Origin of the sequence: Shewanella sp. SW32 (assembly GCF_025653365.1) — a bacterium.
Taxonomy (GTDB): domain Bacteria; phylum Pseudomonadota; class Gammaproteobacteria; order Enterobacterales; family Shewanellaceae; genus Shewanella; species Shewanella oncorhynchi.
In genome coordinates this window covers 14397-35843 of record NZ_JAKKSJ010000033.1, presented here as the reverse complement: position 1 = coordinate 35843, position 21447 = coordinate 14397, and the positions used below count along the sequence as shown (strand labels likewise).

Annotated in this window: 23 protein-coding genes and 1 other RNA gene; 15 read left to right on the top strand and 9 right to left on the bottom strand. The window is 45.2% G+C overall.

From position 1 onward, the window contains the following. The first annotated feature begins 2 nt into the window (after positions 1–2). Together L5M28_RS18190 and L5M28_RS18185 are read left to right on the top strand one after the other, a co-directional pair. Positions 3–1421 carry an AAA family ATPase gene (locus L5M28_RS18190; protein ID WP_263196805.1) on the top strand — a complete coding sequence of 473 codons (1419 nt, stop codon included), beginning with the start codon at positions 3–5 and terminating at the stop codon, positions 1419–1421. Between the two features lie 48 nt (positions 1422–1469). Then, positions 1470–2309, top strand: coding sequence for a Dam family site-specific DNA-(adenine-N6)-methyltransferase (locus tag L5M28_RS18185; protein WP_131525404.1), 840 nt, complete (start codon positions 1470–1472; stop codon positions 2307–2309). Positions 2310–2327: 18 nt separating this feature from the next. On the opposite strand, the gene L5M28_RS18180 is transcribed toward L5M28_RS18185, so the two are convergent. Together L5M28_RS18180 and L5M28_RS18175 are read right to left on the bottom strand one after the other, a co-directional pair. Further along, a complete protein-coding gene (locus tag L5M28_RS18180; protein WP_105250532.1) occupies positions 2328–2513 on the bottom strand; it encodes a DUF2970 domain-containing protein in 186 nt (61 codons plus the stop codon). Next, a complete protein-coding gene (locus L5M28_RS18175) occupies positions 2513–2878 on the bottom strand; it encodes a hypothetical protein (RefSeq protein WP_105250531.1) in 366 nt (121 codons plus the stop codon). Before L5M28_RS18175 ends, L5M28_RS18180 begins: the two co-directional genes overlap by 1 nt. Positions 2879–3154: 276 nt before the next feature. Between L5M28_RS18175 and rpe the strand changes: the two genes are divergently transcribed. The 3 genes from rpe to trpS all read left to right on the top strand — a co-directional run bounded on the left by rpe (position 3155) and on the right by trpS (position 5576). Beyond that, the gene (gene rpe / locus L5M28_RS18170) at positions 3155–3829 is read left to right on the top strand and encodes a ribulose-phosphate 3-epimerase (RefSeq protein ID WP_012090481.1); all 675 of its coding nucleotides are present in this window, start codon (positions 3155–3157) and stop codon (positions 3827–3829) included. Positions 3830–3831: 2 nt separating this feature from the next. Further along, a complete protein-coding gene (locus L5M28_RS18165) occupies positions 3832–4509 on the top strand; it encodes a phosphoglycolate phosphatase (protein ID WP_173248102.1) in 678 nt (225 codons plus the stop codon). A gap of 68 nt (positions 4510–4577) precedes the next feature. After that, the gene (gene trpS / locus L5M28_RS18160) at positions 4578–5576 is read left to right on the top strand and encodes a tryptophan--tRNA ligase (RefSeq protein WP_113941452.1); all 999 of its coding nucleotides are present in this window, start codon (positions 4578–4580) and stop codon (positions 5574–5576) included. Between the two features lie 61 nt (positions 5577–5637). Here the strand turns inward: trpS and L5M28_RS18155 are convergent, their stop codons facing one another. Further along, positions 5638–6510, bottom strand: a complete 873-nt coding sequence (locus L5M28_RS18155) for a LysR substrate-binding domain-containing protein (RefSeq protein ID WP_173248100.1) — start codon at positions 6508–6510, stop codon at positions 5638–5640. Between the two features lie 120 nt (positions 6511–6630). On the opposite strand from L5M28_RS18155, the gene L5M28_RS18150 reads away from it, so the two are divergent. After that, positions 6631–7515: a DMT family transporter gene (locus L5M28_RS18150; protein WP_131525400.1), complete on the top strand. Its 885-nt coding sequence runs from the start codon at positions 6631–6633 to the stop codon at positions 7513–7515. 75 nt (positions 7516–7590) lie between these two features. Here L5M28_RS18150 and dolP read toward each other — a convergent pair whose 3' ends face one another. The 4 genes from dolP to L5M28_RS18130 form a co-directional block, all read right to left on the bottom strand. Continuing rightward, entirely contained in the window at positions 7591–8157 is a 567-nt protein-coding gene (gene dolP / locus L5M28_RS18145; RefSeq protein WP_105250526.1) for a division/outer membrane stress-associated lipid-binding lipoprotein, read from the bottom strand. Beyond that, complete coding sequence (locus tag L5M28_RS18140; protein ID WP_105250525.1) at positions 8154–8747, bottom strand: phosphoheptose isomerase; 594 nt, start codon at positions 8745–8747, stop codon at positions 8154–8156. Before L5M28_RS18140 ends, dolP begins: the two co-directional genes overlap by 4 nt. A 108-nt stretch (positions 8748–8855) precedes the next feature. Further along, positions 8856–9182, bottom strand: coding sequence for a YraN family protein (locus tag L5M28_RS18135; RefSeq protein ID WP_105250524.1), 327 nt, complete (start codon positions 9180–9182; stop codon positions 8856–8858). Beyond that, positions 9179–11074 (bottom strand): penicillin-binding protein activator, encoded by a 1896-nt coding sequence (locus L5M28_RS18130; RefSeq protein WP_113941449.1) that lies wholly within the window; start codon positions 11072–11074, stop codon positions 9179–9181. The genes L5M28_RS18135 and L5M28_RS18130 overlap by 4 nt, the downstream gene beginning before the upstream one ends. Before the next feature lie 88 nt (positions 11075–11162). On the opposite strand from L5M28_RS18130, the gene rsmI reads away from it, so the two are divergent. Both rsmI and rnpB read left to right on the top strand, forming a co-directional pair. Then, entirely contained in the window at positions 11163–12005 is an 843-nt protein-coding gene (rsmI, locus tag L5M28_RS18125; protein ID WP_263196813.1) for a 16S rRNA (cytidine(1402)-2'-O)-methyltransferase, read from the top strand. Positions 12006–12070: 65 nt separating this feature from the next. Next, an RNA gene (gene rnpB / locus L5M28_RS18120) (RNase P RNA component class A) lies at positions 12071–12422 on the top strand. A gap of 45 nt (positions 12423–12467) precedes the next feature. Here rnpB and L5M28_RS18115 read toward each other — a convergent pair. Continuing rightward, positions 12468–13496 carry an AraC family transcriptional regulator gene (locus L5M28_RS18115; protein ID WP_263196815.1) on the bottom strand — a complete coding sequence of 343 codons (1029 nt, stop codon included), beginning with the start codon at positions 13494–13496 and terminating at the stop codon, positions 12468–12470. Positions 13497–13700: 204 nt separating this feature from the next. Here L5M28_RS18115 and L5M28_RS18110 point away from each other — a divergent pair, with 204 nt between their 5' ends. The 6 genes from L5M28_RS18110 to L5M28_RS18085 all read left to right on the top strand — a co-directional run bounded on the left by L5M28_RS18110 (position 13701) and on the right by L5M28_RS18085 (position 19827). Further along, on the top strand, positions 13701–15437 hold the full coding sequence (locus L5M28_RS18110; protein WP_263204119.1) for an N-acyl-D-amino-acid deacylase family protein: 1737 nt from the start codon (positions 13701–13703) through the stop codon (positions 15435–15437). A gap of 185 nt (positions 15438–15622) precedes the next feature. Next, complete coding sequence (locus tag L5M28_RS18105) at positions 15623–17161, top strand: arylsulfatase (RefSeq protein WP_411569185.1); 1539 nt, start codon at positions 15623–15625, stop codon at positions 17159–17161. An 86-nt stretch (positions 17162–17247) separates the two neighbouring features. Continuing rightward, on the top strand, positions 17248–18531 hold the full coding sequence (locus L5M28_RS18100) for an anaerobic sulfatase maturase (protein ID WP_263196820.1): 1284 nt from the start codon (positions 17248–17250) through the stop codon (positions 18529–18531). 193 nt (positions 18532–18724) lie between these two features. Further along, complete coding sequence (locus tag L5M28_RS18095; RefSeq protein WP_113941447.1) at positions 18725–19048, top strand: DUF883 C-terminal domain-containing protein; 324 nt, start codon at positions 18725–18727, stop codon at positions 19046–19048. Between the two features lie 9 nt (positions 19049–19057). Then, positions 19058–19561, top strand: a complete 504-nt coding sequence (locus tag L5M28_RS18090) for a hypothetical protein (RefSeq protein ID WP_131525396.1) — start codon at positions 19058–19060, stop codon at positions 19559–19561. 11 nt (positions 19562–19572) lie between these two features. Then, on the top strand, positions 19573–19827 hold the full coding sequence (locus L5M28_RS18085) for a hypothetical protein (RefSeq protein WP_263204118.1): 255 nt from the start codon (positions 19573–19575) through the stop codon (positions 19825–19827). A gap of 28 nt (positions 19828–19855) precedes the next feature. On the opposite strand, the gene L5M28_RS18080 is transcribed toward L5M28_RS18085, so the two are convergent. Then, positions 19856–20482 (bottom strand): TetR/AcrR family transcriptional regulator, encoded by a 627-nt coding sequence (locus L5M28_RS18080; RefSeq protein WP_263196822.1) that lies wholly within the window; start codon positions 20480–20482, stop codon positions 19856–19858. A 238-nt stretch (positions 20483–20720) separates the two neighbouring features. Between L5M28_RS18080 and L5M28_RS18075 the strand changes: the two genes are divergently transcribed. Continuing rightward, entirely contained in the window at positions 20721–21425 is a 705-nt protein-coding gene (locus L5M28_RS18075) for a DJ-1/PfpI family protein (RefSeq protein WP_263196824.1), read from the top strand. The last annotated feature ends 22 nt before the right edge of the window (positions 21426–21447 follow it).

The window sequence follows — 21447 nt, the reverse complement described above, 5'->3', positions numbered from 1 at the left end:
GAGTGACGTTTCAGGGTTCTGTCTTGCTTCCTTCTCAGGAAGCCCTCATACAAAGAATGCATCATGTTGCCAGTTATAGCGATCAGCTGCTGGTGCTTTCTGGTGTCAGCGGTTCAGGAAAAACGACCTTAGTTACCGGATTAGCGACCGATTTTGACGAGTCAAATGCGGCATTTGTGATTTGTCCTATGCATGCCGATAACGCTGAGATACGCCGCAAAATTCTAGTCCAGCTAATTTCATCCCCTATTTTTGACGACGACATTCCCCTCGCCGATACTCTGTTGCGGCTTGCGAGCACGCAAACTAAACCCCTACATATCATTATCGATGATGCGCATTTATTGCCTAAGGCGCTATGGGCTGAGTGTATTATTCTCAATCAAATTCAGTGTGCGGGTAAGAATATTGCCGTCACGCTCACGGTTCCACCGGCATTCTTAGCGGACCTATTGCCACAATTACCCGAGCAATTGCGGCGGCAAATATTACCTATCAGTATTGAGCCGTTAGCCATGCCAGAGCGTGAAGCTTTGTATCAAACATTACTGAGATACAGCGATCAAAACCCTTTTACGCCAAGGGAAATCGTACGCAGTCAGCTTGAGAAGCAAACGGGTACGCCGCAAGAAGTGGTCAATCTGTTAGATAAAGCCTTGCATAGCCCGCAAGAGAAAACATCTTCTTGGATGAAATATAAAGCTGTGATGGTGACAGCTGTGAGCATGTTGTTAGCGCTAGGTATTTGGCTTGGTGTTACTCAACCATTTTCTGAAGAGCAAGCCATAGAGACTGCGACTTTTCCTGCGATAGATTCACCCGCTTTCTTGTCCTATGGGCAAAAAATCTTAGCCCCCTATTTTGCTCTGCGCGCTGAACAATTAAAGTTTGCGGCCGTAACCGTGAAAGTTAACGAACTAGATACATCCAAAGCCAAAACAGAACAGGCTGTCGATCCATTAAGTGAATTTCATGGTGAGGCACCACATCCAGAGCCTGATGATGCAGCCTTAGTGAGTGTTGGTGAAGTGAGTAGCAAGTCTTTTGGTGATGATGAGCCTCAAGCTAAAATGGTAGATGTTCAGTCTCCAGCGCCAGAGGCTGCAAAGGTTGATAAAACAGTTTTGGAACCGCAAAAGCCACTCAAAGGTTATACCGTACAAATAGCGAGTGTTGCTCAGTTAGATACCCTGAGTTCGACATTAAAGAGTCTTGAGAATGTCGAGGGCGTTCGAGTCGCAAAGTATAAACAGCGGTGGGTTGTTCTCGTTGGTCACTACAGCAGTAGCAAATTGGCTTCGAATGCGGCGGCTCAATTGGTTAAGGAGTATCGTTTTGAGCAACCTTGGGTCAGAAAATGGGCCGATTTGAAAGATTATCAAGTAGAAGAAAGTCTCTCAAATCGTGAAATTTCAGAATAAACAGAGTACAATCATGACCTTTATTTTTGTCGGCATTCATCAAGTTAAATGATAAAAAAACACAGAGCCTTCCTTAAGTGGGCTGGCGGTAAATTTAAATTGGTGGATGATTTAGCCAGTTATTTACCCGCAGGAGACCGTTTGGTCGAGCCGTTTGTGGGTGCAGGATCCGTTTTCTTGAATACGGATTATCCTAGCTACCTGCTCTGTGACATTAATCAGGACTTGATCGAGTTATATCAGATAGTGAAGCATCAACCAGAAGCATACATTGCCGCAGCTAAAGCATTGTTTGTCGATGAGATGAATCAAAAGGAAGCTTACTATCAGGTGCGAACCGACTTTAATAAATGTCGCGACCCTTTCCAGCGTTCTGTGTATTTTCTTTATTTAAATCGCCATGGTTTTAATGGCTTATGCCGTTATAACCGTAAGGGTGGCTTCAATGTGCCCTTCGGCTCCTATAAAAAACCTTATTTCCCCGAAAAGGAAATCTGGGCCTTTTCTGAAAAAGCGCAACGTGCTGAGTTTAAATGCATTGGTTACGAAAAAGCCTTTGAGCAGACACGCAGTGGCGATGTTATCTATTGCGATCCACCTTACGCACCGTTATCTACTACATCCAGTTTCACGACATATGTTGGCGCAGGTTTTAGTTTAGACGATCAAGCACTGCTGGCTCGTCATTCGCGCCATACCGCGTTAGAGCGTGGTATTCCGGTATTGATTAGTAATCACGATATTCCATTAACTCGCGAGTTATATCGCGGCGCGCATTTAGCGAAAATTCAAGTGCAACGCAACATTAGCCAAAATGGCAGTGGTCGTAACAAAGTGGATGAGTTGATGGCGCTATATGATGAAAACTACGATCCAAAAGACGACTAGTTTCAACATAAATAACGTTTAGCTAAGCACTTGTCCTACGAGAAACATCAGACTTGCCACTAGGATAACAGCTAACACTATGCCCATCACTATGTAGGGCAATGGGGAACTGGTTTGAAAATCTTTTTTACGATTTTCGCTAGTTTGTACCCCGAAAAAGGCGGCAACGGTACTGTGGAATACTTGCCAAATGCGGCTAAGCATTAATAGGCGAGATGCGACGTAGTGGGCTTGAGATCATCCATAGGTTTATCTTGATGACCATGTAATAGCTCAAGTAGATCGACAAAGTGGAACTGACTCGAACGGTTTTTACCTGTAAGCCACGTTTTCCAGCTTAAGGTTTGTGCTTGATCGGCGCAGCGATTATTAGGGTGGCTACTGGGCAGTGCATTGTTGTAACGAGTGTCATTGCTACAAGCGCAAGATGCAGTTTCGGTATTTTCCGTAAGTTTTTCAACGCCAAAAGCTAGCGTGGCCACTACAACTGCAGTAAATGCCAACATCATAGATGACTTGAATGTCACCGACCTAACATAGTGTGAAAACTGACTAAACCGTTCCATCATAACGCTTCCTTTGGAATGAACCAGCACTGCGCCTCGAGTATAACAAACTCGCTTAGTTTATGAACAAAAAATTATCAATTCCAGCCAAAATGCTCGGAAATATTAGCTTATTTTACCGAATCTAAGCCCCAATTTACTGCGATAGCTGCAGAGTGTGCTGCTTTGCTGACATAGGCATAGCGGATCAATTGCCAGAAATGTGGCTTTAGCTATAGAGGCTTAGCTTGGCTCAGGGTAAAATAAGGCACTTTTTATCCAAATAGCAGCGAGTGTTTTATGCGTCCATTCTTGATTGCTCCATCAATTTTATCTGCCGATTTTGCCCGTTTGGGTGACGATGTAAAAGCTGTGTTAGATGCGGGAACCGACGTAGTACATTTTGATGTGATGGATAATCACTATGTTCCTAACTTAACGATTGGCCCTATGGTGTGCCAGGCACTGCGTAACTACGGTATTACCGCTGATATTGATGTGCATTTGATGGTCAAGCCGGTTGACCGTATCGTGCCTGATTTTGCTAAAGCGGGCGCGTCTATTATTACTTTCCACCCAGAAGCCTCTGAGCACGTCGATCGCACTCTTCAGCTCATCAAAGAGTGCGGTTGCAAGGCGGGTCTCGTGTTTAATCCTGCGACACCACTGCATTATCTTGACCATGTGATGGATAAACTCGACGTGATCCTATTGATGTCAGTGAACCCTGGTTTTGGTGGTCAATCCTTTATTCCATCAACCTTAGATAAGCTGCGCCAAGTGCGTGCGCGTATTGATGCCAGTGGGTTCGATATTCGCTTAGAAGTCGATGGCGGCGTTAAGGTCGACAATATCGCCGAAATCGCGGCCGCCGGTGCGGACATGTTTGTTGCGGGCTCGGCTATTTTCGGCAAGCCCGATTATAAGGCCGTTGTTGATGAGATGCGTGCCGAACTTGCTAAAGTTGGGGCATAGCCATGTGGGATAAGATTAAAGCGATTGCGTTTGATCTAGATGGCACGCTGATTGACAGTGTGCCTGACCTAACCGTTGCCACGCAGGAAGCCTTAGCCGAGTTAGGTTTGAAGAGCTGCTCTGAGGCGCAAGTTCGTACTTGGGTCGGTAACGGTGCAGAGATGTTGATGCGCCGTGCTATGAGTCATACTTTGGGTACGGATGTTGAGCAAACAACCCTTGATGCGGCTATGCCGATTTTTATGCATCATTATCAAGAAAATCTTGAAAAGCACAGTGCGCTGTATAGCGACGTGCATCAAGTGCTGCAAACTTTGTTTGATGCAGGCTTTAAGTTAGCGGTTGTCACCAATAAACCCTATCGTTTTACCATGCCATTACTCAATGCTTTTGGGATTAACGACTTTTTCAGCTTAGTGTTAGGTGGCGATACCTTAGCTAAGATGAAGCCCGACCCTTTGCCGCTGCAGCATTTATTGCATGAGTGGCAATTGGAGAAAACTGAGTTATTGATGGTCGGCGATTCTAAAAACGACATTTTAGCGGCGAAAGCGGCTGGGATAGCGTCAATCGGCTTGACCTACGGCTACAACTACGGTGAAGATATTGGGCTCAGTGGCCCAGATGCCGTATGTGAGCAATTTAGTGAGATTCTGAACTGGGTAAAACCTACCAAGTAATGGGGGTTACCTGTTTTTTAGTCGATTTTTTTAGTCTTTTTATATATAGATAGTGGAGCAATGACGTAATGACCAAACCCATAGTACTCAGCGGTGCACAGCCGTCCGGCGAATTAACCATAGGTAACTACATGGGTGCATTGCGTCAATGGGTTGCGATGCAAGATAGCCACGACTGCCTGTATTGTGTAGTTGATTTGCATGCCATTACTGTGCGCCAAGATCCTAAAGCGTTGCGCGAAGCGTGTTTAGATACCTTAGCCCTGTATTTGGCCTGTGGCGTCGATCCTAAAAAGAGTACAGTGTTTATCCAGTCACAGGTGCCACAACATACGCAATTGGGTTGGGCATTAAACTGCTATACCCAAATGGGTGAGTTGAGCCGCATGACTCAGTTTAAAGATAAATCACAAAAGCACGCCAACAACATCAACGTGGGTTTATTTGGCTACCCAGTGTTGATGGCGGCGGATATTCTGATTTATCAAGCGAACGAAATCCCCGTTGGCCAAGATCAGAAGCAACACCTTGAGTTAACGCGTGATATCGCTACTCGCTTTAACAATGCCTATGGTGATACTTTCACCATTCCTGAGCCGTTTATTCCTGAACTTGGCGCTAAAGTCATGTCGCTGCAGGAGCCGCTAAAGAAGATGTCTAAGTCAGACGATAACCGTAATAACGTTATCGGCCTGCTAGAAGATCCGAAATCAGTGCTGAAGAAGCTGAAAAAAGCCATGACAGACAGTGATGAGCCGCCAGTCGTGCGTTTTGATGTGGATAATAAACCGGGTGTTTCTAACCTGCTGAGTCTCATGTCGGGTGTGACAGGGCAAAGCATTGCGAGCCTAGAAGCCGAGTTTGAAGGCAAGATGTATGGTCATTTGAAAGGTGCAGCAGGTGAAGCGGTTGTGAGCATGTTAGAGCCACTGCAAGAGCGTTACCGCGCGATTCGTAGCGATCGCGCTTACTTAGACCAAGTGATGAAAGCTGGTGCACAGAGTGCGCAGGCGCGCGCCGAAGTGACCCTGAAGAAAGTGTATGAGAAGATTGGTTTGTTAGTGTAATCAATCGATCGATAAATTAAGCCGACGTTCGCGTCGGCTTTTTTGTGCCTGTAAATTCATCCTAAGCCTGTGATTTTAGCCAAGATGAGAAAGCGGCAATCGCAGGTTCTGATAAACGGCGTTGCTTACAAAAGAAGGTAAATTCAAATCCGGTATGTACATCGGGCAGATTCAAGGTGACTAAACGCCCCGTTGTGATATCGCCAGCCACCATAAAGTCCGGCGCTAGGGCTAAGCCTTGGCCAGCAATCGCCGCTTCAATCGCCATCACAATATGACTAAACACATGCTGTTGTTCGTTATCGAGTGGTATTTGGTGCGCCGATGACCACTTGTGCCAGTCGAGCCCTAATGGTCCTTCATCAACCACCAGCAGAGCTTGTTGCTGGAAATTACTCAGGCTTATATCGCGCCATTTAAGGTAAAAACTGGGGCTGCATACAGGAATTAAACGCTCTTTGTGCAGTAACTGTTGCCAATAACCACGTTGATTTAGCTTACCGGCGATGAAGATATCCGCAGTGCTGGTGCTTAGATCAGGATCTTGGGTGATCATCTCGAGGCGGATTTTCACGCTCGGATATTGGCGGCGAAAATCGGCGAGTCTTGGGATCAACCATTTTACTGAAAATGAGCTGTAAACGGCTAGGCAGAGCTGTTGATTTGGCGTATCGCGTACTTTCAAGTTGAGGTCGCTTAACTCGTTGAATATCCGCTCTAACTCTAAAAATAGTCCGTGCCCCTTAGGCGTTAACTGCAGTTTACGCCCCTGACGGTCGAACAGTAGCTCGCCAAAATACTCTTCTAATACTCGCACTTGGTGCGACACTGCACTTTGGGTGATGCACAGTTCATCGGCGGCCTTAGAAAAATGCTGCTGTCTGGCGGCAGCTTCAAACACTTGTAGAGCGCGTAATGGCGGGAGCTTTCTCATGATTTTCAATATCTAAAGGCTTTAGTATGAATTTAATTCATCTAGCATGAGAAAGCATCATTTCAGCTTAAGTTTTGCGAGGATTATCATGCCGCCATTGAGATTTATGGATGTTAAAAAATGCAACGCCCAGTAGTTATTGGTTTGATTTTATTGATAGTAGGTAACCTATTCAGTGCCTTCTATGATGTATCGATCAAGTGGTTACCGGACGATGCGAGTGCCTCGACTTTCCTCCTTGTCAGGCAAATCTCTTCAGTATTTATGTTGTTGCCAGTGTGGCTGTATTCGCAGCGTCCGATGACGACACATATCTCAGTTCACCTTTGGCGTGCCAACATAGGCTCAGTTGGCGCGCTTTTTTTAATTATTGGCTTAATGGCATTGCCGCTCGCGACAGTTAGCTCATTGTTTTACTCCGCACCGCTAATGATTATTTTGATGGGGTATTTCTTCTTGAGCGAGAGGATCACCGCTGCTCAGACAATCTGTACTGGCTTAGGTTTTGTCGGCATCTTGATTATCCTGCGGCCGAGCGAAATGAACTGGTACGGCATTGCTGTACTGTTTTCTGCTTTTACTTTTGCAGTGAATCAGTTAGCACTTAAAAAAGTACCCCATGCTGAGCATCCCGTGCTAACGCTAATGCTATATAACTTGCTGGGTATTCCGGCAACGTTAGTGATTGCAGCGTTTCAGGGGATTGAGGGTTTGAGTTGGGAGCTGGTGGGCGTGGCCTTGCTGAGCAACGCATTTTTATTGGTTTATCACTGGTTTTGTGTGCTGGCTTACCGCAAGGCACAGGCGAGTGATATCGCGATTGCGGAATACACAGGCTTGTTGTTTATTGTCTTTTTAGGCTGGTTGTTGTTCGATGAATGGTTGGATAACTTAAGTTGGCTCGGTGCCGCCTTAATCGTATTGCCTTCGTTGTTTTTACCTTGGCTAGGATCGCTCCTATCAAAATCGGCACCTAAGATAGCGGATACACTCACGGGAAAATAACAGCAAGGGTTAAAGCCTAAGTGGGCGAGTTAGCTCACCACTTAGGCTCAAGTTTTAAATAGGTAAACTGCAAAATTACTTAGCATACTCAAATACTTTCACCACTTTACGCACGCCAGCAGTATTACGGGCGATATCAACAGCTAAGTCTGCTTGTGAGCGATGAATAACTCCCAGCAGGAAGACTTCACCATTTTCAGTGATGACTTTAATGCGAGTCACATCCAAATCTTTTTCGTTCAGCATGCGGCCCTTCACTTTGGTTGTAACCCAAGTGTCATTGCTGCGGGTGGTGAAAGAGGTTGGATTGCCAATGCGGATTTGATTATGTATTTTGCCGCCGAGCTTAAGATCTTGTACGACCTTGATGGCTTTATCCCTTAACGTAGAGTTAGGGGCTTGGCCTATCATAAGTACATTGCCATTGACGGATACACCTGTGATATTCGTTTGTTTTTTAAGATCTTCTTGCTCTAGCAGTGCGCTGGTGATCTTAAAATCAGTATTGGTATCATCAAGCTGAGTCTTAACAGTACGTTCGTCGTTGGCCATCATAGCGCCACTGACTGCGCCCACCATAACGGCACCGGCGCAGCCTTGAAGCAGCAAGCAAACCATTAACAGCGGGGCAGCGTGTCTCATTGCTGCTCGTCCTGTGGGAAGAGGGTGCGGTCAATATTGTCACACAGGCAATGGATCACCAGTAAGTGCACTTCTTGGATACGTGCAGTGACATTTGAAGGTACGCGGATTTCCACATCGTTCACGCTCAGTAGGCCAGCCATAGCGCCGCCATCTTTACCTGTTAGCGCTACGATAGTCATGTCGCGGCTTAATGCGGCTTCAATGGCTTTAATCACGTTACCTGAGTTACCACTGGTCGAGATAGCTAGCAGAATGTCGCCCGGTTGACCTAAGGCAAAAATCTGTTTTGAGAAAATCTCATCATAGCTATAGTCGTTGGCGATCGCTGTGATGGTTGAAGTATCGGTAGACAGAGCTATGGCCGGTAAGGGTGGACGTTCAATCTCGTAGCGGTTTAGCAATTCTGCTGAGAAATGTTGCGCATCGCCAGCACTGCCGCCGTTACCGCAAGCAAGGATTTTATTGCCACCCAAAAGACAGTGCACCATCATCTCGGCCGCTTTGGCGATTGATTCTGGCAGTGCTTCGGCTGCATCGATTTTTGTCTGGATAGATTCAGTAAAGCTGTCTTTAATGCGTTCTAACATGGATAAATCCTTTCAGGATAAAGTGTTGCTATCATGCCATATTTCCACAAGCGTGTTGAGGCACAGACGTTAAAATAATTTGTGTAGTCACTCTTTCACTATTGGCGCTTAAAAGGCATCGACCAGCCAATGAATTTGATCGGCTTCCATGGCGATGACATCGAAACGACAGGGCACATCGAGTCTATTGAGTTGTAAATAGTGGCTAGCCGCTTTGCGAATTCGCGAAATCTGCGCGCTGCTTAGGGCCTGTAATGCGCCGCCATATTGATTTGCCGAACGATACTTCACTTCGACAAATACCCAATGGTTTTTATGGCGCATGATTAAATCAATTTCCCCAAACGGATAGCGGACATTACGTTCGACAAAAGTTAAGCCTTGTTGTTCAAGGTAACGTTGGGCGTGCGATTCTGCCTGCTGTCCGAGTGTCATAACTGGCGGAAGCTACCTCTTTCATAACGTCCCCAGCTTAATTGGCGGTTGACTATACCATCTGGACTGACAGATAAAGCACCACTGCGACCATTGAATTGATAGCCTGTGAATGAGCGCATTTGCGCCAAACGGCCGATCAAATCCATTGCATCATAACCCATAACAAACAAACGTTTCTGACTGTTATTCCAGCCCGAAAATAGTGTGTTGACCATCAGATTTTCTTCGCCGTTTTGCATTAGCCAAGGTGCGTCGCTTAGGGTCAGGTTATTTAAATCCTGCGCCGTTTGTGTGCTTTCATTTTCAACTCGGCTGCGGCTTGAGGTATATAAAGGCACAGGTTGTGTGAAAACGCTAAAGTTTACGTCGATAAAGGCCTTGAGCAGGGTTAGATCCTGTGGCGTTGAAATCATATAAATGGCATCAATATCTTGGCGCGAGCGGAAGTCGGCTTGTACTGAATTGCCTAACAGCTCTTTAATACGGGCGATCCGCTCTTGGCTATCGCGCACGCCAAGGGCATCTTGTACTGTGGTGCGCATTTTATCACCGCCATCGAAGTAGTGAACTTCGACAGGGTTATCGCTCTTCTTTTTCCATGCTTGAATAAAGCTTTCGGCCATGCGTTTGCCAAGGGCATCGTTACTGGCCAGCAGTAACGGCATAGTTACGCCATCTTGATATAAATGCTCCGCCGCATCAGCCGCCTCTTGTGCGGGAGATAATGCAAAGTAGAACTTATTCGGATCGGGTGTGAACTTATCAACCTGATTTAAAAATAGTTGCGGCACAGGCGTAGCAGGTGCTGTATTGGCTGTTTTGTCTGGGTTAGCAGTATTAGTCACCGCATTAGTGGTGGCTGCGTTTGCCGCATTGATCACTTGCAGTTGTTCAATTTCAGTAGGCAATAATGGGCCAATAATAAATTCGGCTCCCGCAGTTAGTGCCTGTTGGTAAGCGCTGGCAGCATCGTTTGCCGTGTCATAAAAGTTGACTGCGACTTGGTCATTTTGCTTGGCCATGTAACTGGCTAATATGCCTTGGCGAATTGCATTGGCAGCGTTAGCTCTTGGGCCCGTCAGCGGCAACAGCACCGCAATGTTTTTTGGCGTAAATGGCTTAGCATTTAAGGCTCTGTCAAGATCGGCGGGTAGCTTAGCCGCTGCAGGATGATAAGGATTTTGTTTCTGCCATTCTCCTAAGTAGCGTACCAACTGTGTCGGATCGACAGCATAATGTTTCGCAATATAAGCCAATTGCAACCAACCCGTAAACACAGGAGTCTTAGCATCTTGGGTAAAGGCTTTTAAGGTTTGTTCGTGCATTGGCTGCAGAACTTGCCAAATCGCGTTATTCACCTCGTTGGCTTGGGCGGGGGGCAAGTAAGTCGTCAGTAAACTCAGTTCACGCACTTGCTCAATAGGCTGTTTATTCAATTGATATAAATGCGCCTTGAATTGGTGATAAGCCGTCATCTGCCAGCTTGGCAAACTCCAATTGCTTGGATAATTCAGAACTTTAAGTGCATCACTATAGGTGGACGTGTGTTCAAGCACGCGTGCGGTCAAGTATTTATGTTCGGCCAGAAATGTTGGGCTCTGATTCAAGCTTGGCTGTATCGATTTTAGTAGCTTCTGCGCCGCTGCGTAGTCGTTGGCATTGATGTAGGCATGGGCTGCGAGCAGCAGATTAGTATCGCGCTGCTGCGGATCTTTGCTATTGGCGGCTTGTGCCAAATACACATTGGCCGACAAAGGTGCGGATGCTAAAGAGGTAGCCACTGTGGGTGCAGTTCCGGTCGAGGTGGGCGTTGAAGTGCCACAACCCGCCAAGATTACCGATAAAATGGCCACGGAAACGAACTTAGTTGTATTCAGGCTTTTTAACACTGGGCTTCACTCTGGTAAGATGCAGCCTCTAGTTTAACCTTCTCTCGCGCTTGACGAAAGTCTTGGCACTGTCATTACAGAGGTATATATGGACCAAAGCGTCGCACTCTACATAGTTCCTACTCCCATAGGTAATTTGGGCGATATGAGCTCACGGGCAATAGAGGTGCTGAATCAGGTTTCATTGATCGCCTGTGAAGATACTCGCCACAGCGGTAAGTTATTGAGCCACTTTGGTATTACCACAAAAACTACGGCGCTGCATGACCATAACGAGCGCGCTCGTGCCCAGTGGATTGTCGATCAGCTTGCGGCTGGGTTGTCGATTGCATTAATTTCAGATGCGGGTACCCCGTTGATTTCCGATCCGGGTTATCACTTGGTTTCCCATGTGCGCCAATCTGGGTTTAATGTGATCCCCTTACCCGGCCCTTGCGCGGCAATTACCGCCCTGAGCGCCTCGGGTTTGCCATCGGACCGTTTTTCTTTCGAAGGTTTTCTGCCCTCAAAAGAAAAAGCCCGCGCCGATAAGTTATTGGCACTGAAAGAAGATCCGCGCACGCTGATTTTTTATGAATCACCGCACCGCATCGAGCATAGCTTAACGACTATGGCCGAAGTGCTGGGCGGTGATCGCCATGTCGTCATGGCGCGTGAAGTGACCAAAACCTTCGAAACTTTTTTATCCGGTCCTGTCTCAGAGGTGCTTGCCACCGTAAGTACTGACCCGAATCAGCAGAAGGGTGAAATCGTGCTTATGGTGCATGGCTACCATTTGAGTGATGACGAAGCGATTCCCACCGTCGCTATTAATACGCTCAAACTCTTATGTGAGGAATTGCCATTGAAGAAAGCCGCAGCAATTGCCGCGCAAATTCATGGACTTAAAAAGAACGCTCTGTACAAATACGGTCTAGAGTCTGATTTATAAGCGCTAAAACGGTTACGTGCGGATTATCTGTGGTGCATCAGGGTGGCTTAGGCTATAATCCGCGCCGAGTTGGCCAGACAGTCGCCGCGTTCGCAAGAACGGGGAGGAAAGTCCGGGCTCCAAAGAGCGGGGTGCCAGGTAACGCCTGGGCGGTGCGAACCGACGACAAGTGCAACAGAGAGTAGACCGCCTACCTGATTTATCAGGTCGGTAAGGGTGAAAGGGTGCGGTAAGAGCGCACCGTGCGGCTAGCAATAGTTCGTAGCAAGGTAAACTCCACCCGGAGCAAGACCAAATAGGGTTCCGTATGGCGTGGCTCGCGTTGGAACCGGGTAGGTCGCTTGAGCCTGTGAGCGATTGCAGGCCTAGATGAATGACTGTCCAAGACAGGACCCGGCTTATCGGCCAACTCACCTCATTCAACAAAAAGCCTGTTTGTCGTAATGACAAACGGGCTTTTTGTTATCTAGCGTTAGGTTTATTCGCTGTATTTTGTTTGTTGTTGCGCCATTGCAGTGGCGAGCATCCATGTTGTTTCTTAAAGGCTTTTGAAAATGCACTACAATCGTGGTAGCCCAGCGCGGCACTGATAGCGGTAATACTCATTTGACTCGCACTAAGGTACCAACAAGCTTTAGTTCCCTTAACATGTGCCACAAGATCCTTAAAACTTATGTTTTGCGTTGTCAGGTGGCGTTGTAGGGTTCTTTTATTCATCTTGAGTACGGTAGAAATACTGTCCAGTAATGACTGATTGGTTTCTATTCCCTGTGAAATTAAGCTAATTATTTTGCGTTCGAGGTTATCAAAGGGTTGGGTTGCAAGATTAATGTAATTTTCTAAATATTGACTTCTCTCTTTGCTATTGAATATTACGGGATAATCGAGATATTTTTTATCAAAAATAATTCTATCTGCATCTTGATTGAATTTTACATCCGTTTTAAAAATGTGGCGATAAATTTTAATGTCAGAAATTGCACTATGGGATAATTCAAGCCTGATGGCATTAAATTGATTCCCTATGAATAAAGTCAGCATCCTGTAACATGCCCCCAGCGCTAATTCTTTGACTTGTTTTAATGGGATGGTATTGGTTGCGTATTCAAAGCGAGTGATGGATGCGGTATTGCCTATTTCACTTAATATCCAATTTTCTGCGGGAGAGTGGGCAGACATATATCGCTGCACCGTATAGATTGCTTCTTTTATTGTGTTGCAACTCGCCATTAATAATCCTAAAGGCCCAAGCATCTCAATATTTTGTCGCTGTGATAGTGTGAGTCCCAAATGGGGCATATTAAGTTGATCGGCACTAATTTCTAGTAGCTTTTGCATTGAATTGAATGAAATGAGTTTTTCATGGGTTTTAAGATCGTCAATGCATAAGTTCACCTGTTTTAACAGCGCATGAGTATCACCCTGTAAAGATGTCATTAGCTCGGCATAACCTTGAAGAGATCCGCTGCGGATCAAATATTCCTGCTCCATTGGCCTCTTTCCTCGGCACAGTTTTGCTGTCTTATATTTTCCATAAAATCCACTGCGAAATTGTTACATCACTGTTTTTATTGTTTATTTCATGTTTTTAAATGTCGTCAAATGACAAGAATTTTGAATTAGCAAAGCGTAATCTAAATGTTGTTACCTTACAAGGCAGGTTGGACTAATAACAATAACAAGGCGAGGCTTAGGATGCAATTTGACATAATTATCAAAAATGGACTCTATTTTGATGGCATGGGGAATACTGCCACAATTCAAAATATCGGTATTAAATCCGGCAAGATTATGCGAGTGAGCGATACGGCTCTAGATGAATCTCAAAGTCACCGAGTGATAGACGCCAATCACAAGTGGGTCATGCCTGGTTTTATTGATAGTCATACACATTATGATGCAGAGCTTATCGTAAGCCCGAGCCTATCTGAGTCAGTGCGTCATGGGGTAACGACGGTGCTGGTGGGTAGTTGTTCATTGAGCATGATTTGCAGTGATTATGAAGATGCCGCCGATATCTTTACCCGAGTAGAGACTGTGCCGAGGGAAAAAGTGTTACCTATTTTAAAGCAGCATAAAACCTGGAGTACACCTAAGGAATGGGTTGATTTTGTTAAGGGGCATCCGCTTGGACCAAATGTCATTACTATGTTGGGTCATAGCGATTTAAGAGTCGGTGTTATGGGGCTATTAAGGGCCACCGATCGTAATGTTGTGCCTAGTGCTAGTGAAATCAAAAAGATGGAGGACTTGCTCGAGGAAGCGTTAGAGATTGGTTTCATTGGACTGTCGACTATGCGGTTAAAGTGGGACAAATTGGATGGTGATAGGGCTTGGTCTAAAAGCTTGCCGAGTACCTATGCGCCATGGAAAGAGATCTCGCGTCTAAATGCGCTGGTGCGCAAGTTTGATCGTGTGCATCAAGGGGCGCCGAATGCTGCCGCTATATTGCAAGTTAATCAGTATATGCGTGAATGCATGGGACTGTTTAAAAAGCCGTTAAAAACAACGTTAATTAGTCGAATGGATCTAAAGGGCAGTGTTTATTTAAGCAAGATCACTAATATTGCGGCGCAAGTGACTAATTTCTTTAGGGGGGATTTTCGCTGGCAAGTGTTGCCTACTCCTTTTACCGTTTATGCCGATGGCATTGATGTGGTGTTCTTTGAAGAGTTTGGCGCGGGTGAGATGGCTTTAAACTTAAAAGCCGAAGTGGAGCGTAACGCATTATTAAAAGATGAAACCTATCGCAGAAACTTCAGGAAGTTTTATGGGGAAAAGTTAAGTCCGAGAGTGTGGCAGCGGGATTTTGGCGACGCGATTATTTTAGATTGTCCCGATAATAGCATCATAGGCAAAAACTTTTCTGAGGTGGCTAAGAGCCGTAATGTGCATGTTGTTGATCTATTTCTTGATTTAGTCGTTGAATTTGGCACTAAGCTGCGCTGGTACACTACAGTCGCGAATCATCGAAAAGACGTGCTGAAGAAAATGGTCGGGGATGATAAGTCGCTGATCACCTTTAGCGATGCTGGTGCGCATATCCGAAATATGGCTTTTTATAATTTACCGCTAAGAATGCTGAAGTTAGTTAAAGAAAGCATGGATGAAGGTAAAGCAATTATGACCATGGAAAAAGCGGTGTGGAAGATGACTGGTGATCAGGCCGATTGGTTTGGTATTGACGCTGGGAAAATTCGTCAAGGTGATCGAGCTGATATTGTCATTATTAATCCTGAGTATTTTAATTTGGATTTAGAGCAGGTCAGTTGGGCTGAAATGGAAAACTTTGATTTACAACGTTTGGTCAATCGAAATTCACATCTAGTTGATACCGTAATAATTAATGGCAACATAGCTTTTGAAAATGATGAAATTAATCATGATTTAGGTGTGGTCAATGCATTTGGTCAGTATTTACCCGCAAAGTAATTTATAAAATTATCTCATTAGGGTGATATCAAATATTGAACGATGGCACAAAGCCTTGTGGAAATGTGTAGAGCTTCTGTAGATGGGAACGGTTTTAATTACAGAGTGCAGGTTATTATATTAATCGATGGCTGCGGGATAAAAAATAATAAATTTATTATCACAGCAAGGAGAGGGAAAGGATTATGCACATGCAGAAAAAATTACTTACCACAGCGGTGACGTTAATCTTGGGCGGTAATATAACTAATATCTACGCTGCAAATAAACCGAATATATTAGTGATTATGGGCGATGATATTGGTTATTGGAATCTCAGTACCTTTAACCAAGGTATGCTGGGTTACAGCACACCTAATATTGACAGGATCGCCAAAGAAGGCGCCAAGTTTACATCCTATTATGCTCAGCAGAGTTCGACAGCGGGCCGCTCGGCATTTATTACTGGACAAATGCCTATTCGTACTGGGCTGAGTAAAGTTGGTTTTCCAGGGGCGAAGGTGGGTATTTCAGAGCAAGATCCGACCATGGCTACTTTGTTGCGAAATCTGGGCTATGCCACGGGCCAATTTGGTAAAAATCATTTGGGCGATCGGGATGAGTATTTGCCAACTCGACATGGATTCGATGAGTTTTACGGCAATTTATATCACCTCAATGCCGAGGAAGAACCGGAGAATGCGGATTATCCTAAAGATCCCGCGTTTTTGAAAAACTTTGCGCCAAGAGGGGTGTTGAAAGCAACCGCAAAAAGTGCCGAAAAAGACAGTCCTAGGGGCAGCGTAGCGCCAACTCCGGGTGATGTGGTTGATACTGGCCCTTTAACGCGTAAGCGCATGGAAACAGTAGATGATGAGTTCATGTCTGCTGCTGCTGATTTTATGACCCGTCAAGTGAAGGCTGATAAGCCATTCTTTATGTGGGTGAATCCTTCTAGAATGCATAATTGGACGCATGTTCCCCCTGAATACAAAGATAAAACGGGCTTAAATACTTATGCTGATGGCATGCTGCAGCATGATGACCAAGTGGGGAAGCTACTCGATAAAGTGGGGCAGTTAGGCATAGACGATAACACTATCATTATCTATACCACAGATAACGGTCCTATGATTGCCACTTGGCCTGATGCTGGCATGGCACCGTTTCGCGGTGAAAAAAATACTGGCTGGGAAGGCGGTTTTAGGGTGCCTGCGATGATTAAATGGCCTGGGCATGTTCAACCGGGTTCAGTGATTAGGGAGATGTTTGCCAGTGAAGATTGGTTTCCTACATTATTGGCCGCTGCTGGTGACGCTCAAGTGAAAGACAAGCTGCTCAATGGCTATAAAGTTAACGACATAACTTACAAGGTTCATCTTGATGGCTTTGACCAGAGTAAACTCATCGAAGGTAAGGGGGCAACCGCACGGGAAAACTTCTTCTACTGGAGTGATGATGGCGACTTATTAGCTATGCGTTATGGCCGTTGGAAGATACATTTTAACATTCAGAAAAGTAACGGAATGGATGTGTGGCGTGAGCCTTTTACTCAGCTACGTGCGCCCTTGCTCTTTGATATGGAAACCGATCCTTTCGAACGTGGAGACACTGGAATCGGATACGAACGTTGGTGGTATGACCATGCATTTATTATGATGCCAGCACTGGCGGAAGTCGCCAAAATGAAGCAAACATTAGCCGCTTACCCGCCCAGGCAAAAGCCAGCAAGTTTTGTAAAGTAAACAAAGTAACGTGTGTTCATGTGTCCTGCGTGCGATTGCATTCAGGGCACTTGTTTTATTGGATTAATTTAAATGGTGTTATTTCCATGAAAAAGAGCACGTATATGCCTGTGATTCCCTTATTGACAGCCAAGAAAGATTTGAGTGACACCCCAGAATATGTGCGACGTTTTCATGCGATGGCTAAGCCTAGTGGTTCGAAATGTAATATTGATTGTCAGTACTGTTTCTATCTGCATAAAGCTGAGTTGTTAGGGCAACCGAAGCAGACATATATGTCCGATGATACACTGGCATTGTTTATCGAAAATTACATTAACAGCCAAGATGGCGATGAAATAGTGTTCTCATGGCAGGGCGGTGAGCCTACCCTCATGGGGCTGGATTTTTTTAACAAAGTCGTCCAGCTACAGAAAGTTTACGCGCCTAGTAATGTAAATATTAAAAATGACTTACAGACTAATGGCATTCTACTTGATGATAACTGGGCGATTTTCCTCAAAGAGAATGATTTCCTCGTCGGCTTGTCAATTGATGGTCCACAAGCATTACATGATAAATATCGCGTCACCCGTAGCGGCAAACCCACATTTGAGCGAGTAATGGCTGCGGCTGCTGTGCTGAGAAAGCATCAAGTTCCCTTCAATGCCTTGACCGTCATCAATCGTCATAATGTGATGTATCCGTTAGAGGTTTATCGTTTTCTTACCCAAGAACTCGGCGCCACCTATATTCAATTTACCCCTTGTGTTGAGGCGAATAATTTTAAGCAAACCGCACCACAATTTTGGCAAGAGCAGATGTTACCTATCATAGGTACGGAGCTTGCTAAACCTGGGCATCCTATGTCTGTGGTCACTGATTGGTCTGTTGATCCCGATGAGTGGGGGCGCTTTTTGATAGCCGTGTTTGAAGAGTGGGTGAATCATGATTTAGGCCGAGTATTAGTGAACTTATTTGAGACCGCAGTTGCGCAGGTGATGGGCTTGCCGGCTCAAATTTGCGTGATGGCGGAGTTTTGCGGCAAAGGCATTGCGGTAGAGCACGATGGCAAAGTGTATTCCTGTGATCACTATGTTTATCCTGAATACGAACTTGGCGACATTGCCAAAGACGGTTTGAATGATCTGGTTTTTTCGACTCGCCAAGAAGCCTTTGGGATGGCAAAGCGCGATAATCTGCCCAGTTATTGTTTACAGTGCTCGCATCTCAAATTGTGCTGGGGAGAATGTCCTAAAAATCGTCTCATTCGAGCACCAGATGGCGAGCTTGGTTTGAACTACTTGTGTTCTGGATTTCGTGCTTTTTTTGATCATGCTACGCCTATACTCTACGGCATTGCAGCGTTACTGCAGCAAGCGAATAAGTGACGTATTGATAGGGTAGGTAAAAATTACTCAATGCAGGTAACATCTACAGTTAACTTGGAGGGTTAATAGAAATAATGGAGTTCTAACCTTTTGTTTTTATGTGTTTATATTGTTTGGTATAGCCATTGCATTGGTTTGTACGCAAAGTGCAGCATCTTGTTGCATTGCACAGTGTTCACCAAGGAGGCTTTTTATGGCCAGTTCAAAAAGCGTAGCAGAACAAACTAACAGTAAAGATAGCGGTGCTTTAAATTCACCCACAACAGCGAAAGCAACTGAAGTGACGCACCATGCAGTTGATGCAGTGGCAGAGAAAGCCGCAGTTGCAGAAGACACTTTGCGTAAAACGGCGGCTAGCTCACAGGAAACTCTGGCGCTCAAGCAGGAGGAAATCAAATTACAACTGCAAAGTTCTTATAGCAAAACCCGTGAATTGGCAGCGCAAAATCCATTGGCTACAGCTGGGATTGCCTTTGCCGCTGGTGTGGTATTAACGGCTTTATTGCGCCGTCGCTAAGGTGGATTTATGCAAAACCGTGCAAGGTCAGAGGCGCCAGAACAAAGGCCCGTCCAGCATAGTGCGCAAACCGCCAAAACTGGGCAGACAGCATCAGCTGCTGCCCAGCATAAAGTTATTGATCAGGCAATGGAGCAACTGGCTGAAATAGCTGTTCTTAGTAGTTCAGTGAAGCAAGCCTATCTCGAGCAGTTGAAGTTGGCCGGGAAAATAGCAACTGCAGAATGGCGGTTAACAGGGCGTAGCCTGATTATCGCTGCGGCTTTAGTCGTCTGTTTTGGTACTGGCATTACGTTATTCTGGGGCAGTATTTTATTGCTGTTGGGCTATATGCTGTTTCAATTGAGCGGTTCGTTATTGGCCACAGTGAGCGCTTTGGTGGTGCTACAGTTTGTTTTATTGCTTTGGTGTTGGCGTAGTCTTGGCTATGTGCTGTCACAAACTGGCTTTTCGAAGACTTGGCAGCAATTACAGCTTTTGCTCTCGACTCGAGAGTCGGAACATCAAAAATAGGGGGCGCGAGTATGCTAATTCAACAGTTACTTAAAAAACAGCAGTTGAAGCTGACTGTGCTGACGGAACAAGGCCAGTTGCAGCATGATTTGTTACTGATGAGGAAACGACAATTAGTGCAAAGCAGTCGTGATTTTATAGGGTCGACACCAGGTTTAATCGTCAGTTTTAGCCTTGGCTGTCTGTTTCAAATGCGCCATAACAGCACTGTAAAACTACTGCGTAGCACTTTTGGCTTGCGTTGGATTACCAAACTCATCGCTTGAGAATGATGTAAATGCTGTGATTTTTACCTTAATGATTTCCATTGGTGTGGGTTTCGCTGCTATTAGTTGTCGTCAATGCCGCTACAATTATGCCTCGAGTCAGTAAGTGTAAGTATTTTGCTTGTTGTATAGGACAAGGTGTGGGACTGGCGATAAGTTGTTGAATTTGGCTTAAATAAAGAGCCCATATGCTATGGGCTAATGTGTAGCTTGGAATAATAAATTCGTCAGTGTTGAAGGTGTTGATCAATTTATTTTCGATATGTTGCACAAGTTTAGTTTGTAATTGTTTAGTTGCTGCATCGAGGTCGCTACCTAGTCTAAATGACATGGAGCGGCGAAACATGCTGTTTCGGCTAAAAGTAATAAGCAGTTTTTCCAATGAGGGTGGTGTGTTAGTTGAAAGCCAGTCTTCGGTTGACCGTAGATCTTCAAAGATATTTTCAAAAATATTTTGATGTAGTGCAATAAGAATATCCAACTTGCGTTTGAAGTAGCGATAAAACGTCGTGCGCCCGACATCGGCTTTGTGCGCAATATCTGCCACTGCAATATCACGATAATCTTGTTGTTTAAGCATTTCCTTGAAAACGTGGAGAACCTTGAGCATCGCTCGTGGGCTTTGTTCTATGCGCATGTGGGGCTTGGTGTGCATACTGGATTTTGCTCCAAATTCAATTCAGGCGTTTGATTATACATTAGCCTCAATGGCTCTTGTGTTGTGATTTTTGCTTAAGTGGAACAGATAGGCTCAGGTGTACCATTTGAAACATTCGGGCGAGTTTGTGCCTGATGGTTAGGAATAATGGGCTTTATAGTGACGGTCATAGGGTTAACTGCAACGACAGTGTTACCTGAAATATGAAATTGTCACTACCGATGGAGAATCTGTGATGAGTGAAAATATTGAAGCGGCTCAAAGTGATAAAACAAATAATCCAATCAAGCACAAATTAAGAGTAGGTATTTTCCTTTATCCCGGCATGACGATGCTCGATGCCTATGGGCCACTACAGTTTTTAGCCTTTGTGCCATCATTTGAAACCTTCACTTTTGCGAAAACCAGCACGCTATTACCCTGTGATGCGGGCGTTAACTTACAGCCTAATTACGATTTCGATAATTGTCCGCCGATAGATATCCTTTTAGTGCCTGGGAGCGCAAATCCTTTGGCGCAAATACAGGATGAGCAAGTCATTTCTTTCTTAAAATGCAAGGGGGAGCAAGCACAATACATTACATCTGTATGCACTGGTGCCTTGATTCTTGCGGCAACAGGTTTACTTAATGGTTATCGTACGACCACTCACTGGGCTTATGCTTCAGTGTTGGTACAATATCCTCAAATTACCTTTGAAAATAAACGTATTGTGATTGACCGTAATCGGATCAGTGGCGGCGGTATTACTGCAGGGCTCGATTTTGCTTTGGCACTCATTGCCAATATAGAGGGTGAACAACAGGCTAAAACACTGCAGTTATTGTTTGAATATGATCCTAAACCTCCCTTTAATTGCGGTTCTCCCATATTGGCAGACGCTTCTCTGGTACAGAGGGTTGAACAGGAGGTCAGGCAGATAGCGTCAGGATTATTTTAGGCCACAAGGCGCCAAAGATTGT